The organism is Sinorhizobium sp. 22678, assembly GCF_052044265.1.
Lineage (GTDB): Bacteria > Pseudomonadota > Alphaproteobacteria > Rhizobiales > Rhizobiaceae > Sinorhizobium > Sinorhizobium meliloti_A.
Map to the genome: position 1 here is coordinate 68,601 of NZ_JBQEMS010000007.1, position 14,432 is coordinate 83,032.

A 14,432-nucleotide genomic window follows, 5' to 3' on the forward strand; every position below is an offset into this window, starting at 1 on the left:
GCCACCGAATGGGTTGGGCACGCTCGACCGCGATGCTCGATTATCTTCGCGCTCGGTATCTGTCGAACGCCGTCAGCCGCTGCGTCGGAGGATCTGCCTCGTCCCAGCGATAGATTTCCTTCCGAAGGAAGCCGAGTTCAGCCTCGAGCTCCTCCTCGGCGACCTCTGTCCACCATGATTTTGGGCGGCCGTCGCTGCCGTCAGACCAGCGGTACCCGCGAGCCTTCAGTACGTCCTTCAGGTCGAACGGCGCATTCTCCGCGAAAATCCTGACCCGTGAACGCTGGCTCGCTTTGTAAAGTTCGGCAAACGGCGGCAGCTTGGCGCCGTCCGCAGACTGCTCAAGTACCTCGAGGAGAGCGAAGCAGTCATCCACAGCCCGATGCCCGTCATGGAAATGTCCGCTCTGACCGATCAGATAGCCGAGCTTCGTGCCTTCGAAACCTCGGCCGCTCCAATCGATTTCGGAGACCGAGCATGCCCAGGCCTTGCGGACAAACACATCCGAAAGTGCCTCGCAAAACGGCCGATCGAAGCCGGCATTGTGGGCGATGATGAGATCCGCAGGCCCAACGATCGCTTGGACTGCAGCAATATCGATCGACTGGCCGGCGACCATGGCATCGGTAATACCCGTCAGCCGGGTGATGTCGGGCGGAATGGCGATGGTCGGCTGCTGCAAACCGCCATAAACAGCGACCACATCGCCGATCTCACCCTCTGCGTTGTAGGTGAATGCGACCAGCCCGATCTCGATGACCTCGCATCTGCGGGCATCGAGGCCGGTTGTCTCGGTGTCGAGGATGACGCCCCTCAGGGGAAAGCCGGGTCTCACGTCGGACACGACCGTGCGGGCTTCAAGCTTTCGCAATATCCTGTAGCGACCGGTCGCCTTCAACGCGGCAAGCATCTCGGTTTCCGAAAGGGAGGTCGATGCCTGCCGCCGGGCCCGGCTTCGCTCGGTTCTCGCGGCTGCTGGTCGCACATCTCGGGCACACATGTCGAGCTGAGAGGTCATCCGGTCCCCATCGTTAAGGTGCTCCAACTCTAAAGCGCCAGTTGCCCTGTGAACACCTCCCCCATGCTCATACCCACCGATAATGCGATCGAGCACCCCACATGCGGTCAGCGCGTCGGCAAAAAATCATGCCGGGACGGCCGTTCTTGCCTGCGCGTCCTGCTGCGGCCACCGCTGCAGTGCTTCGCGTCCGGCCTCCGTCAGGCCATAGACGCCTCTGTCGAGCCGTTCAAACCAGCCATAGACATTCGAAAGCAGTATCTTCCCGGCATCCGGTACGCCGGATCTGATTTCACGCACGCGCAGCGGGCCTGATTCCAGCGCCAGCGCACAGCCGAGCGCCTGCTGGCGGTACGCGGTCATGACAGGCGCGCGTGTGCTCCCGCCTATTGCGGGATCGCCGCGCCGCCTCTGGTGTTCGCGCATGAGCTTCGAACGCCGTTTCGGATTGGTTCGCGGCATCGGCGATACGGAGCCGACGATCACGCTGACGTCGCCGGCATCGGAAATGCCGAGCATGCCGACCCCGAGCCTGCGACAGAGATCGCGGTAGCGTTTGTCGGCCTCGCGACCTTTTCCCTTGGCCGAGACTCGCGCCGCGATCCAGACCTCGTCCGCGACAGCAGCGCGATCGACGGCCTGCAGTATGAGCTCCAGATTGAAGCGCAGCTTCAGCTCGCAGATCACGACCACGCGCGGATCGTCGTCGCTCAGGCCGACGAGATCGCAGCCGTCAACCTCGCCCTTGACGACGTAACCTGCCTTTTCGAGAAAGCCTTTGACGGGGAGATAAAGCGACGTTTCCATATGCCTGCAGGTTGAAGCGAAGAATCGCTCTGTAAGCTATATCGATCCGCCCCTACCGGACAATCATCCTAACCGGATAAAACCCGCGGCCGGGCGGCCGCGGGTCTCCTGGAAGCATAGAGAAAGGCCACGCACCGTGACGCAGCCTGTTCTTTTGTTTACTTGCGGATCTCTTCCAGCTTGGCGAGAATGGCGTCCACCACGTCGGCACCGATCTCAGCCTTGTGCTTTTCATAGACGACCATGGACTTCTCGCGGATGCGAGCCTGTTCTTCAGCAGACAAGGTGTTCACTTCGAGACCAGCTTCCTTGATCTTCTCCAGCGACTTCTTGTTGAGCTCCTGGATGACCTTGCGCTCCTCATCGCGACCGACCACTGCGCATTCACGCAGTGCTGCCTGCTCTTCCGGCGTGTAGCTGTCGAAGATCGGCTTCGAGAACAGGAAGAGGAAGGGCGTGTAGGCGTGGTTCGTCTCGGTCACGTACTTCTGCACTTCGAAGAACTTCGACGTATCGATCGTCACATAGGGGTTTTCCTGCGCATCGATCGCCTTGGTTTCGAGCGCCGAGAAGACTTCGCCGAAAGCCATCGGAGTGGCATTGGCGCCGAGGTTCTGGAAGGTGTCGAGGAAAATGTTGTTCTGCATCACGCGAACCTTCATCCCTTCGAAGTCTTCCCACTTGGTGACCGGACGAACCGAGTTCGACAGGTTACGGAAGCCGTTTTCCCAGTAGGCGAGATTGACCAGACCGGCCGCTTCCAGCTTCTCGTTCATCATGTCGCCGAAATCGCCATCGAGCACCGTGTAGGCTTCCTGAGCGTTGCCGAAGAGGAACGGCAGATCGAATACGCCGAGTGCCGGTATGATGCCGACGAGCGGCGAGGACGAGGTGACGACGGCCTCCTGCACGCCGGAGCGCAGGGCCTGTGTCGCCTGAAGGTCGCCGCCGAGCGCGCCGCCCCAGAAAGCGGTGAGCTTCAGCTTGCCACCGGATTTCTGATCGAGACAGGCCTGCATCGCCTTGATGCCGTTACCGACCGGATGGTCTTCGTTGATGCCGTTCGACACGCGGATGTTGCGGTCGTTGAACTCGGCGAAAGCCGGCGCCGCGGCCGAAAGACCGAAAGCGATGGCAGTCGTGGCAAGAAGCAGTTTTCTCACGGGGGTATCCTCCCTTGGATTGTTGGTGAGGGGTTGCGGGTTAAAGCCCTTCTAATGGAGCCAGCGTGCGGGCACGATGACGATGTCCGGGAACAGGACCAGAAGGAAAAGCACGAGTATCTGGGCTACCAGGAATGGCGTCACGCCGACAATTACCTTGCCGAGCGGAACCCGGCCGACGCCGCTGACGACGTTCAATACGACGCCGACCGGTGGGGTCAGCAGTCCTATGCAGGTATTCATGATGAACAGGACACCGAAATAGACAGGATCGATTCCGGCCTGCTTGATGATCGGCATGAGCACCGGCGTCAGGATCAGAATCGTGGGCGTAAGGTCGAGTGCGGTGCCCACCACCAATACGACCAGCATGATGACGAACATCAGAAGCGTCGGGCGGTCGATCAGCGGAGAGATGAAGCCGGTGATTTCCGCTGGTATGTTCGCTGCAGTGATCAGCCACGAAGAAACGAGCGCGGCGCAAACGAGGAACATGATCACAGCGGTGGTCTTCGCCGCCTGGAGTATGACACCCGGCAGGTCACGGGGCTTGAGTTCCCGATAAATGAACATGCCGACGAAAAGGGCGTAGACTGCGGCGACCACGGCGGCTTCGGTCGGCGTCACGACGCCGGCCTTGATGCCGCCGAGGATGATGACCGGCATGCCAAGAGCCCAAAGCGCCCGCCCGGTGGCGCGGAGCCGCTCGTTCGCCGGGGTGCGTGGAAGCGGTTGGATATCATCCTTGCGCACGACCAGCAGCCACGTGGCAACAAGGGCAATACCCATGATGAGACCGGGCACGATACCTGCCATGAAGAGCTGCGTAATCGAGACGTTCGCCGCCACCCCGAATACGATGAAGGCCATGGATGGCGGGATGACCGGGGCAATGACACCACCTGCAGCGATCAGGCCCGCGGAGCGGGGAACGTTGTAACCGGCCTTCGCCATCATCGGGATCAGGATCGCCGCAAGTGCCGCAGTGTCGGCTGCCGCCGAACCCGAGATACTTGCCATGATCACGGCCGCCATGATGGCAACGATGCCGAGACCGCCGCGTATATGACCGACACAGGCGATTGCGAAATCGATGATGCGCCGCGACAGTCCGCCGGCGTTCATCAATTCACCGGCGAGAATGAAGAACGGGATGGCGAGGAGCGTGAAGGTATCGGCGCCCGCGATCATGTTCTGAGCAATGATCTGGGTATTGAACATGCCCATGTACCACATGAGCATGACGCCGCAGAACATCAGCGAGAAGGCAACCGGCACGCCGATTGCCATGGCGCCGAGCAGCGAAACGATGAAGACGACAAGAGTCATTAGGTACGCTCCGCCAGCTGCTCGAGAGTCATGTTTTCACCGGCGAAGGCGGCGATTTCTTCTTCCGTGACGCGCCCCGTCAGCAGGCGGAAAAGGCGCTCGAGCGCGATCAGGACCACGCCCGCTCCGGTGAAATATCCGATCCCGTAGACCCACAGCATCGAGATGCCGGTAACGGGTGCGGCCATCGAGGCATTGATCGGCGACTGCTTCCAGGTGCCCCAGAAGAAGATCGCCGACACGGCGATGACGACGATATTGGAGAGCATCATGCAGATGATGCGGCCCTTGCGGCCGAACAGCGAGACCAAGGTCTCGACCCCCACATGCGAATTTTCACGGAAGGTGACAACCGCACCGATGAAGGTGAGCCACACGAAGAAATACCGTGACATCTCGTCTGAGACGTTGATGCCGGAATTGAAGCCGTAGCGCAGCACGACGTTCAGGAACACCATCACCGCCATGCCTGCGAGCAGCACGATCAAGAGCAGCTCGAGCAGTTTATAGAACGTATCAATCGCTTTTTGCATCTACCCCTCCCGTTTCGCCTGCAAGAGCCCGCGTTCGGCCAGGTTCTTCATCAGAGCGCCCAGGCCGAAGCTCCATTTCGGGCAGCGGTCGCTATGATCAACCCAATTCACGAGGCGTCCGAGGCGCGGCGTCGAGATCTCGACCCGGTCTCCTATTTCATGCGTGAAACCGAGCCCGGCGCCCCGACGATCCTTCACGGGCGCAAACATCGTTCCGAGGAAGAAGACCACGCCATCCGGATACTGGTGGTTGTCGTTGAGAAGCTGCGAAACGAGGTCTTCCGGGCTGCGGCTGATGGCCGACATCGGGCTGACGCCGGTCATCTTGAAACCCTCTTTGCCGTCGACCACGAGCGAGACTTCCGCCTGTTTCACGTCCTCGATCGTGAAAGCACCGTCGAAGAGCCGGATGAAGGGGCCGATCGAGCAGGACGCATTATTGTCCTTCGCCTTGCTGAGAAGCAGTGCGGAGCGGCCTTCGAAGTCCCGAAGATTGACGTCGTTGCCGAGCGTCGCACCGACGATCCTGCCCTTCGACGTGACGGCCAGCACCACCTCCGGCTCCGGATTGTTCCAGTCGGATTTGGGGTGGATACCGATATAAGCGCCACAACCGACCGAAGACATGGGCTGCGCCTTGGTGAAGATTTCAGCATCGGGACCGATACCCACTTCGAGGTACTGCGACCAAAGACCAAGCTCCTGGAGCAGTTTCTTGACCTCGGCGGCCTTGTCGGAGCCGGCTACGAGGCCTTTGAGATTGTCGCCGAGGACGGGGGCCAGCCGGCCGCGAATTTCCTGCGCGCGCAGCGGATCGCCCTTGGCCTGCTCCTCGATCACCCGCTCCAGCATGCTGTCCGCAAAGGTGACGCCAGCCGCCTTGACGGCCTGCAGATCGGCAGGCGCCAGAAGATCGCCCGCCTCGCCACGGAGGAATGCATCGAGAGAGCCGAGGCTGGCAAAGCGCGACGGGTCGCGCAGCGCGTCGACAAGGCCGTCGATCTCAAGAAGCTCGGAAATCGTTGCTGCGAGTGGGGTCAGGTCGAAAACCTCTCCATCCGAGATCAGGACCGGGCAGGGTCCGCCGGCGGTTTTGGACCAGACGCGCCCGACGAGCATCGCGCCGGATGCGTCCGCGGGCTGGATTGATTCAGCGCTCAGTGCCTGTTCGAAACTCACGAGAAATCCTCCGCTCATCTCGTACCTCGAAGGTACGGGTCTCCTATTGTCAGGATGTCTGACAACGAGATGACCTGCTTCTAGTATGACTTTTTGGCCATGTCTAGGCCATCGGTAAGTAAAGTCTGAAACGCCCCTCACGGGCTGCGCCGCCCGACCCGAACCTCAGGACGAGAAGCTTTCGATCGTCAGGTCCAGGCGGGCCGCAGCCCCGTTCAGATGGTTGCGCATCGCCTCCTCGGCCTTGGCCGGATCCCGCGCCGCCACGCCATCTCGGATAGAGACATGTTCCGCAATCGTGACTTCGACGATCTCCTCCAATATTGCAGCGGCGCGTGCCGCGTTGATCGCCAGGCTGATCCGCTCGGCGATGAATCCGATGAAAAGCAGGAAATATTCGTTATGGGTGGCCGCCGCAATCGCCCGATGAAATGCGAGGTCGGCGACGATCCCCTGCTCCGTCCATTTCTCCGCGCCGGTCATCTGCTGCAACGCCTCATCGATCTTGCCCAATTCCTGCGGCGTATGATTGATCGCCGCAAGCCGGGCCGCCTCCACCTCAAGCGGAATACGGAGCTGAAACAGATCCCGGAAACTTCCCCGATTGGCGAGATCTCCCTGCTCTATACGAAGCGATTGCCGGCGCTCGATTTCCGTGGCGAAGGCACCGACGCCCTGGCGCGTTTCCACCAGGCCCTCATTTCGCAATTGAGCTATCGCCTCCCGCACCACCGAGCGGCTGACTCCGAAGGTCGTGGCGAGCAGATGCTCCGTCGGCAGTTTCTCTCCGGGTGCGATACGTCCTTCGGTGATCTCCCTGCCGATCTTCGCCGCGATGCGCGCGGGCAAATGCTCGCTCCTGCTGATCTGGCCGAAATCCATTGCCGCCAAGATTGCTCTCCCTTTTAGAATCTCAGTTGACAACCGGGATTCATGATCATCTCCGGGTCAACGGCATGCTTGAGCGCCGTCAACAGCTTTCGGCGGGTCTCCGGCAGCCTGGCGTCGAAATCCGGTCGCTTCAGGCGCCCGATACCGTGCTCGGCGCTGATGCTTCCGGTATAGCGATCGAGCACCTCGTTCACGACCGTCTTGGCCTTGTAGATCAATTCAATCCGCTCGTCGGGCGTACTGCCGGCCGGCGGCAGGACGTTGAGATGCACATTGCCGTCGCCGACATGGCCATAGGAAACGCTGACGGCGCCGGGAAGTGCGTCGGAGACCGCCTTTTCCGCCTCCTCTACGAAGGATGCCAGCTGCGAGAGCGGAACGGAGATATCGGTGCGCATATGAGCGCCGCGTTTCGCCTGGCCTTCGTTCATGCCCTCGCGGATCAACCAAAGATTGCGCGCCTGCGTCTGCGAGGCGGCGATCGTTCCGTCGAGGACGAGCCCTTCCTCCATCACACCTTCGAGGAAGCGCTGCATCAGATCGTCGACATCGACGAGGCCGGAGCCGGAGATCTCCATTAGCACATAGGCTGGATATTCCGCCGAGACCGGGATCGGCAAATCCGGCATCGCCTCCTGCGCCAAGGTGAAGGCGAGCGGCGGCATGAATTCGAACGCCGACATCAGGTCGCAGCAGTCCCGACGCGCCCGGCGATAGAGCTTGATGGCATCTTCCAGGGAGGCAAGACCGAGCAGCGCCGTGGCCACGTGATCCGGATAGGGCGTCAGCTTGATGGAGACGGCGGTGATGATGCCGAGCGTGCCTTCCGCACCGATGAAAAGCTGCTTCAGGTCGATGCCGCGATTGTCCTTCCTCAACGTCGACAGACCTTCGAGGATGCTGCCGTCCGGGAGGACCACTTCGAGTCCCAGCACCAATTCGCGGGTCATGCCGTAGCGGAGCACGTTGATGCCGCCGGCATTCGTCGAAACATTTCCCCCGATCTGGCAGCTTCCCTGGGCACCGAGTGCAAGCGGAAAGAACATGCCCATCTCCGCAATCGCATCCTTGAGTTCGGACAGGATGCAGCCGGACTCGACCACCGCCGAAAAGTCGGCCGCATCGATCTTGCGGATGCGGTCCATGCGAGAGAGGGAAAGCACGACCTGCCTCTCGGGAGCATCGGGGATCGCGCCGAGCACGAGGCCGGTATTGCCGCCCTGCGGCACGATCGAAAGCCCAAGCTCACGGCAGGCCTTCACGGCCGCCGCCACCTGCTCCGTCGAGCGCGGACGAATCACCGCCACGGTGCCGCTGGTTACGTCGCCATGCCAGTCGCGGCAGTAACGGAGCATTTCCTCCGTTTCGCTCAGCACGATATCCTCGCCGAGCATCTGACGTAGCACCAGGCGCAGTTCCGCAGGGCCGTTTGCTTCCTCTATCGTGCCTGCGCTCGTCATGCTCCTTGCCCCTCCTCGCGCGTCTCTGCGAATGCGTCCGCCATATGCCTGCAGGCGATCGAGATTCTTTCGCTCGAACCGCCAGTCTCCTGTTTTCAACCGAAGCATATAAGGTTATCAGACAACCGTACAAGACATATTTTCGACCGCATGAAGACCTGATCGCATGCGGCCTCACTCAAGGAGGAAACATTCATGCATATCCTGATCATCGGCGCTGCCGGCATGGTCGGCCGCAAGCTCACGCAGCGCCTCGTCAAGGACGGCGCTCTCGGCGGAAGGCCGGTGGAGAAGCTGACGCTCGTGGACGTGGTGACACCAGAAAGGCCGCAGGGTTTTGCCGGTACCGTCGTTGCACGCGAAGGCGATCTTTCCGCTTCCGGCGAAGCCGAGAAGCTAGTCGCGGGGCGCCCGGATGTCATTTTTCATCTGGCGGCAATCGTCTCGGGTGAAGCCGAGCTCGATTTCGACAAGGGCTACCGGATCAATCTCGACGGCACGCGCTATCTCTTCGACGCGATCCGCCTTGCTCACGATCAGGATGGCTACAAGCCTCGCCTTGTCTTTACCTCGTCGATCGCCGTGGTCGGAGCGCCGCTCCCCTTCCCCATCCCGGACGATTATCACCTTACACCGCTTACGAGCTACGGCACCCAGAAAGCGATCTGCGAGCTGCTGCTCTCCGACTACAGCCGCCGCGGCTTCTTTGATGGCATCGGCATCCGCCTGCCGACGATCTGCATCCGCCCCGGCAAGCCCAACAAGGCGGCTTCCGGCTTCTTCTCCAATATCCTGCGCGAGCCGCTGGTCGGCCAGGAAGCCGTGCTGCCTGTTTCGGAGGATGTCCGCCACTGGCACACTTCGCCGCGTTCGGCGGTCGGATTCCTCATTCATGGCGCGACCATCGACCTTGAAAAGGTCGGCCCGCGGCGCAACGTTTCCATGCCGGGTCTCAGTGCCACCGTGGGCGAGCAGATCGAAGCGCTGCGCCGCGTTGCCGGCGAAAAGGCCGTGAAGCTCATCCGCCGTGAACCCGACGAGATGATCATGAAGATGGTCGCCGGTTGGGCGCCGGGCTTCGAGGCCAAACGCGCCACCGAACTTGGCTTCACTGCCGAAAAGAGTTTCGATGAGATCATCCGCGTGCACATCGCGGACGAACTGGGAGGGAAGCTGTGAGCGGGACGACGAAGGTTGCGTTTCTCGGCACTGGCTTGATGGGGGCACCGATGGCGCGGCGCCTGCTCGGTGCCGGTTTTCCGGTTACGGTGTGGAACCGTGACGCCGCCAAGGCCGAGCCGCTGGCCGCCGACGGTGCTGAAATCGCTGCCTCGCCGGCCGATGCCGTCGCCGGCGCAGCTGTCGTTTTCACCATGCTGACCAACGGCCAGGCCGTATCCGAGGTCCTGTTCGAGCGCGGCGTCGCCGATGGCCTAGCCGAAGGTACGATGGTCGTGGATTGCAGCTCCATTGCCCCGCAGATCGCCCGCGAACATGCGCGCAGATTGGCGGAAAAGGGCATCCGTCACCTCGACGCACCGGTCTCAGGCGGCGTGGTAGGCGCGGCCGCCGGTACGCTCGCCATCATGGCCGGCGGTGATGGCGCCGCGGTCGAAAGACTGAAGGACGTGTTTGCGGCGCTCGGTCGCGTAACCCACGTTGGCCCAAGCGGTGCCGGCCAGGTCTGCAAGCTCGCCAACCAACAGATCGTCGCCGTCACCATCGGCGCGGTGGCCGAAGCCATGATCCTGGTGGAAGCCGGCGGTGCCTCTCGCGCGGCCTTTCGGGACGCGATCCGCGGCGGCTTCGCCGAAAGCCGGATCCTCGAACTGCACGGCGCCCGTATGGTGGAGCGCAACTTCGTGCCCGGTGGCGCTTCGAACAACCAGCTGAAGGACCTGAACGCCGTGATGGCCATGGCGGATGGGCTCTCCCTCGAGCTTCCCCTGACCAAGCAAGTGCGGCAGGAATTTGCCGATTTCGTCGAGTCCGGCGGCGGCGAACAGGACCACAGCGGACTGCTTCTGCATCTCGAAAAGCTCAACCCAAGGAATTAGGTCCCGCCATGACTGACAAACCCCAGCGCCGCCTGCGCTCACAGGACTGGTTCGACAATCCGGACCATATCGATCTGACGGCGCTCTATCTGGAGCGCTTCATGAACTACGGCGTGACGCCGGAGGAATTGCGTTGCGGCAAGCCCATCATCGGCATTGCCCAAAGCGGCAGCGATCTCACCCCATGCAATCGGGTGCACATGGATCTGGCGAAGCGCGTGCGCGACGGCATCCGCGATGCCGGGGGGATTCCGATCGAGTTCCCGACGCATCCGATTTTCGAGAACTGCAAGCGCCCGACGGCCGCCCTCGATCGCAACCTCGCCTATCTCGGCCTCGTTGAAATTCTCTACGGCTATCCGCTGGATGGCGTGGTGCTGACCACCGGCTGCGACAAGACCACTCCGTCCGCCCTGATGGCGGCCTCGACGGTCGACATCCCGGCGATCGTGCTCTCCGGCGGCCCCATGCTCGACGGGTGGCACGAAGGCGATCTCGTCGGCTCCGGCACGGTGATCTGGCGCATGCGCCGCAAGCTCGCGGCAGGCGAGATCGACCGCGAGGAGTTCATGCAGGCAGCACTCGATTCGGCTCCCTCCGTCGGCCATTGCAACACCATGGGCACGGCTTCGACAATGAACGCGATGGCCGAAGCGCTCGGCATGTCGCTCACCGGTTGCGGCGCTATCCCCGCTGCCTATCGCGAGCGCGGGCAGATGGCCTATCGTACCGGACGCCGCGCCGTGGAACTCGTCTTCGAGGACCTGAAGCCCTCCGACATCCTGACCCGGGACGCCTTTCTCAATGCCATCCGCGTCAACTCGGCGATCGGCGGATCGACCAATGCCCAGCCGCATCTTGCCGCCATGGCGAAGCATGCCGGCGTCGAGCTTTATCCGGACGACTGGCAGGTCCATGGTTTCGATATCCCGCTGCTCGCCAACATCCAGCCGGCGGGTGCCTATCTCGGTGAACGCTATCACCGCGCCGGCGGCACACCCGCGATCATGTGGGAACTCCTGAAGGCCGGAAAGCTCGACGGCGGCTGTTGCACCGTCACGGGAAAAACCATGGCCGAGAACCTCGAAGGGCGCGAATCCACGGATCGCGAAGTTATTCGCCCCTTCGACGAGCCCCTCAAGGAAAAGGCAGGCTTCCTGGTACTGAAGGGCAATCTCTTCGACTTCGCCATCATGAAGATGAGTGTCGTCTCCGACGATTTCAGGAAGCGCTATCTTCAGGAGCCGGGCCGCGAGGGCGTTTTCGAGGGCAAGGCCGTGGTCTTCGATGGCTCGGAGGACTACCACAAGCGCATCAACGACCCTGAACTCGAGATCGACGAGAACACCATCCTGGTGATCCGCGGCGCCGGCCCGCTCGGCTGGCCGGGGTCGGCGGAAGTCGTGAACATGCAGCCGCCGGATCACCTCTTGAAACGCGGCATCCGGAGCCTGCCTACCATCGGTGACGGACGTCAATCCGGCACAGCCGACAGTCCCTCCATCCTGAACGCCTCGCCGGAGAGTGCGGCCGGCGGCGGTCTCGCCTGGCTGCGGAGCGGTGATGTGATCCGCATCGATTTCAACCTGGGTCGCTGCGACATGCTGGTTTCCGACGAGGATATCGAAAGGCGCAAGGCGGACGGCATTCCCGCCGTACCGGCCGATGCCACGCCCTGGCAGCGCATCTACCGCAAGTCCGTCACCCAGCTTTCCGACGGCGCGGTGCTCGAAGGTGCAGCAGACTTCCGGCAGATCGCCAAGAACCTGCCCCGCCACAATCACTAGAGCACTTCCGGGAAAAGTGTTTTCCGTCCGGAAGTGCGTTGGATCAAATGGTTCCAAGAAGTTGAGACACGGGATGAGGAAAACCGACACACTTTTCCTCATCCCGCTCTAGCGCAATTCCAGGAAGCGTTCGTAGGTTTCAAATCCCTGATGATGAAGTGGCGGCTCCGGCCGCCCTTTTTTTATTCAACGGATAGCTCCCAGCCAGAAGCCGGGTGGGGCATGAAAGTGCGGCGGCGCGGACATCATCGCGCACCGCCGAGAAACCCGTTATTCATCCAGTTCGTCCATGGAATGATCGGCGCTGAATACGCCTTCGACACCAGAGCGGCCGTCGCCGCTCCACGCGCGGGTTGCATCCTCTCGGCGATTTTCCCGCCGTCGGGATCGTCTGCGTCGGAAACGCGTTCTCTCCCTGAACGTTTGAGCGCCAAGTCTATATTTTCTTGAATGAAAGGAACTCGGCATGAGCCGTCTCGTCATTGTTTCCAATCGTGTACCCGTTCCTGACAAGGGCGGCATTGTGCCTGCCGGCGGGCTGGCGGTCGCGCTGAAAGTCGCCCTTGAAGAGCATGGCGGCATCTGGATGGGCTGGTCGGGACAATCGAGCGGAGAGCACGAGCCGCAGCCGCTTGCTCAGTTGCAGCAAGGCAATATCACCTATGCACTCACGGATCTGACCGATACCGACGTAGAAGAATACTACCGAGGCTTTGCCAATCGCGTTCTCTGGCCGATCTGTCACTACCGGCTTGATCTTGCCGAATACGGCCGCAAGGAGATGGCCGGCTATTTCCGCGTCAACCGCTTCTTCGCCCACCGGCTGGCGCCGCTCATCAGGCCCGATGACGTGATCTGGGTGCACGACTACCACTTGATCCCTCTCGCCGCGGAACTGCGCCAAATGGGCTTGAAGAACCGGATCGGCTTCTTTCTCCACATTCCCTGGCCGCCTGCCGACGTGCTCTTCACGATGCCCGTTCACGAGGAGATCATGCGCGGCCTGTCGCACTACGATGTCGTCGGCTTCCAGACCGATCATGATCTTGAGAACTTTGCCGGCTGCCTCCGGCGGGAAGGCATCGGCGATGAACTCGGCGGAGGCCGCTTCAGCGCCTATGGCCGCGTGTTCAAGGGCGGCATCTATGCAATCGGCATCGAGACTGCGGCCTTTGCCGAATTCGCCAAGAAGGCATTGACCAACAAGACCGTCAGGAAAGCGCGAGAAAGCATCGAGCACCGCAGCCTGATCATCGGTGTCGATCGCCTGGATTACTCGAAGGGAATCACGCAGCGGATCGACGCATTCGAGCGCTTCATCCTGGCCAATCCGGCCCAGCAGGGGCGTGTCACCTATCTGCAGATCACGCCGAAGTCGCGCTCCGAAGTGCCGGAATACGAAGCCATGCAGCGCACTGTGGCCGAACAGGCCGGCAGGGTAAACGGCGCGCTCGGCGCGGTCGATTGGGTGCCCATACGCTATATCAACCGCTCGGTGGGCCGGAATATTCTTGCAGGGCTTTACCGGCTTGGCAAAGTCGGCCTCGTGACACCGCTTCGAGACGGGATGAACCTGGTTGCGAAGGAATACGTGGCCGCGCAGGACCCGGACGATCCGGGCGTGCTCGTGCTTTCGCGCTTCGCCGGAGCCGCCCGTGATCTGAGAGGTGCCCTGCTCGTCAACCCCTACGACATCGAGGGGACCGCAAACGCTATGGCGCGCGCACTCAGCATGCCGCTGGAAGAGCGGAAGGATCGCTGGAAGACAATGATGGATCACTTGCTGGAACACGACGTCTCGCGCTGGTGCCGGGACTTTCTCGATGATCTGAGGACATCACCGGATCCGTCGCGTTAGATCGCTGCTCTCTATCTTTGGCCCTGTACAGCCATGACCGGCTGCCTCAAGATCATGCGGCCGTGGGACCCGGATCATCGTCATGTGGAATGGCCGCTTTCCTGGGCCGCGGCCGGAAATTGACCACTTGCGGAGCGTGGTCGATCAGTTGCACGGGTTCGTTGCTCGTCTGTTGCAGGCGAGCCTCCGACTCGGGTTTAAGGACGATGCGCTCGACCGCGAGGATTTCGGGCCAGCCGTCCTCTCCGAGGATCTCGGTCCTCTCGCCGACGGCCAGCCCAAGCAGCGCCAAACCCCGCATCGTCCGAACGGAGATGGCGGAGTCGGCAGGTCTACTCGCTGTGCTGCGG

12 protein-coding genes and 1 pseudogene are annotated in these 14,432 nt (G+C 61.7%); 4 read left to right on the forward strand and 9 right to left on the reverse strand.

The annotated features are described in order from the left end of the window. Positions 1-40: 40 nt before the first annotated feature. The 8 genes from ACTJKL_RS12580 to ACTJKL_RS12615 all read right to left on the reverse strand — a co-directional run bounded on the left by ACTJKL_RS12580 (position 41) and on the right by ACTJKL_RS12615 (position 8,380). A complete protein-coding gene (locus ACTJKL_RS12580) occupies positions 41-1,018 on the reverse strand; it encodes a 3'-5' exonuclease (RefSeq protein ID WP_440853005.1) in 978 nt (325 codons plus the stop codon). 126 nt (positions 1,019-1,144) lie between these two features. Then, positions 1,145-1,825: a DUF2161 domain-containing phosphodiesterase gene (locus ACTJKL_RS12585; protein ID WP_440853006.1), complete on the reverse strand. Its 681-nt coding sequence runs from the start codon at positions 1,823-1,825 to the stop codon at positions 1,145-1,147. Between the two features lie 158 nt (positions 1,826-1,983). Then, on the reverse strand, positions 1,984-2,988 hold the full coding sequence (locus tag ACTJKL_RS12590) for a TRAP transporter substrate-binding protein (RefSeq protein WP_100673505.1): 1,005 nt from the start codon (positions 2,986-2,988) through the stop codon (positions 1,984-1,986). Positions 2,989-3,039: 51 nt separating this feature from the next. Next, positions 3,040-4,317: a TRAP transporter large permease gene (locus ACTJKL_RS12595; RefSeq protein ID WP_411921296.1), complete on the reverse strand. Its 1,278-nt coding sequence runs from the start codon at positions 4,315-4,317 to the stop codon at positions 3,040-3,042. Then, complete coding sequence (locus ACTJKL_RS12600; protein WP_100673507.1) at positions 4,317-4,850, reverse strand: TRAP transporter small permease; 534 nt, start codon at positions 4,848-4,850, stop codon at positions 4,317-4,319. Before ACTJKL_RS12600 ends, ACTJKL_RS12595 begins: the two co-directional genes overlap by 1 nt. Continuing rightward, positions 4,851-6,047 carry a fumarylacetoacetate hydrolase family protein gene (locus tag ACTJKL_RS12605; protein WP_100673508.1) on the reverse strand — a complete coding sequence of 399 codons (1,197 nt, stop codon included), beginning with the start codon at positions 6,045-6,047 and terminating at the stop codon, positions 4,851-4,853. It abuts the gene before it with no gap. A gap of 147 nt (positions 6,048-6,194) precedes the next feature. Beyond that, positions 6,195-6,920 (reverse strand): FadR/GntR family transcriptional regulator, encoded by a 726-nt coding sequence (locus tag ACTJKL_RS12610; RefSeq protein WP_275598201.1) that lies wholly within the window; start codon positions 6,918-6,920, stop codon positions 6,195-6,197. A gap of 14 nt (positions 6,921-6,934) precedes the next feature. Next, complete coding sequence (locus ACTJKL_RS12615; protein ID WP_100673510.1) at positions 6,935-8,380, reverse strand: FAD-binding oxidoreductase; 1,446 nt, start codon at positions 8,378-8,380, stop codon at positions 6,935-6,937. A gap of 195 nt (positions 8,381-8,575) precedes the next feature. On the opposite strand from ACTJKL_RS12615, the gene denD reads away from it, so the two are divergent. The 4 genes from denD (at position 8,576) to otsA (ending at position 14,082) form a co-directional block, all read left to right on the forward strand. Next, positions 8,576-9,559, forward strand: coding sequence for a D-erythronate dehydrogenase (gene denD, locus ACTJKL_RS12620; RefSeq protein WP_440853007.1), 984 nt, complete (start codon positions 8,576-8,578; stop codon positions 9,557-9,559). Then, on the forward strand, positions 9,556-10,437 hold the full coding sequence (locus ACTJKL_RS12625) for an NAD(P)-dependent oxidoreductase (RefSeq protein WP_440853008.1): 882 nt from the start codon (positions 9,556-9,558) through the stop codon (positions 10,435-10,437). Before denD ends, ACTJKL_RS12625 begins: the two co-directional genes overlap by 4 nt. A gap of 8 nt (positions 10,438-10,445) precedes the next feature. Next, on the forward strand, positions 10,446-12,224 hold the full coding sequence (locus tag ACTJKL_RS12630; RefSeq protein WP_440853009.1) for an IlvD/Edd family dehydratase: 1,779 nt from the start codon (positions 10,446-10,448) through the stop codon (positions 12,222-12,224). A 466-nt stretch (positions 12,225-12,690) separates the two neighbouring features. Further along, positions 12,691-14,082, forward strand: a complete 1,392-nt coding sequence (otsA, locus tag ACTJKL_RS12635; protein ID WP_100673514.1) for an alpha,alpha-trehalose-phosphate synthase (UDP-forming) — start codon at positions 12,691-12,693, stop codon at positions 14,080-14,082. 52 nt (positions 14,083-14,134) lie between these two features. Here otsA and ACTJKL_RS12640 read toward each other — a convergent pair. After that, positions 14,135-14,432: pseudogene (locus tag ACTJKL_RS12640) on the reverse strand (transcription elongation factor GreAB); the annotation flags it as partial.

What these genes read in the sequence shown, in the direction of transcription:
- ACTJKL_RS12595 (WP_411921296.1), bottom strand. Translation starts at nt 4,317, where the DNA reads ATGACTCTTGTCGTCTTCATCGTTTCGCTGCTCGGCGCCATGGCAATC.
- otsA (WP_100673514.1), top strand. Translation starts at nt 12,691, where the DNA reads ATGAGCCGTCTCGTCATTGTTTCCAATCGTGTACCCGTTCCTGACAAG.
- ACTJKL_RS12630 (WP_440853009.1), top strand. Translation starts at nt 10,446, where the DNA reads ATGACTGACAAACCCCAGCGCCGCCTGCGCTCACAGGACTGGTTCGAC.
- ACTJKL_RS12605 (WP_100673508.1), bottom strand. Translation starts at nt 6,047, where the DNA reads ATGAGCGGAGGATTTCTCGTGAGTTTCGAACAGGCACTGAGCGCTGAA.
- denD (WP_440853007.1), top strand. Translation starts at nt 8,576, where the DNA reads ATGCATATCCTGATCATCGGCGCTGCCGGCATGGTCGGCCGCAAGCTC.
- ACTJKL_RS12600 (WP_100673507.1), bottom strand. Translation starts at nt 4,850, where the DNA reads ATGCAAAAAGCGATTGATACGTTCTATAAACTGCTCGAGCTGCTCTTG.
- ACTJKL_RS12615 (WP_100673510.1), bottom strand. Translation starts at nt 8,380, where the DNA reads ATGACGAGCGCAGGCACGATAGAGGAAGCAAACGGCCCTGCGGAACTG.
- ACTJKL_RS12585 (WP_440853006.1), bottom strand. Translation starts at nt 1,825, where the DNA reads ATGGAAACGTCGCTTTATCTCCCCGTCAAAGGCTTTCTCGAAAAGGCA.
- ACTJKL_RS12580 (WP_440853005.1), bottom strand. Translation starts at nt 1,018, where the DNA reads ATGACCTCTCAGCTCGACATGTGTGCCCGAGATGTGCGACCAGCAGCC.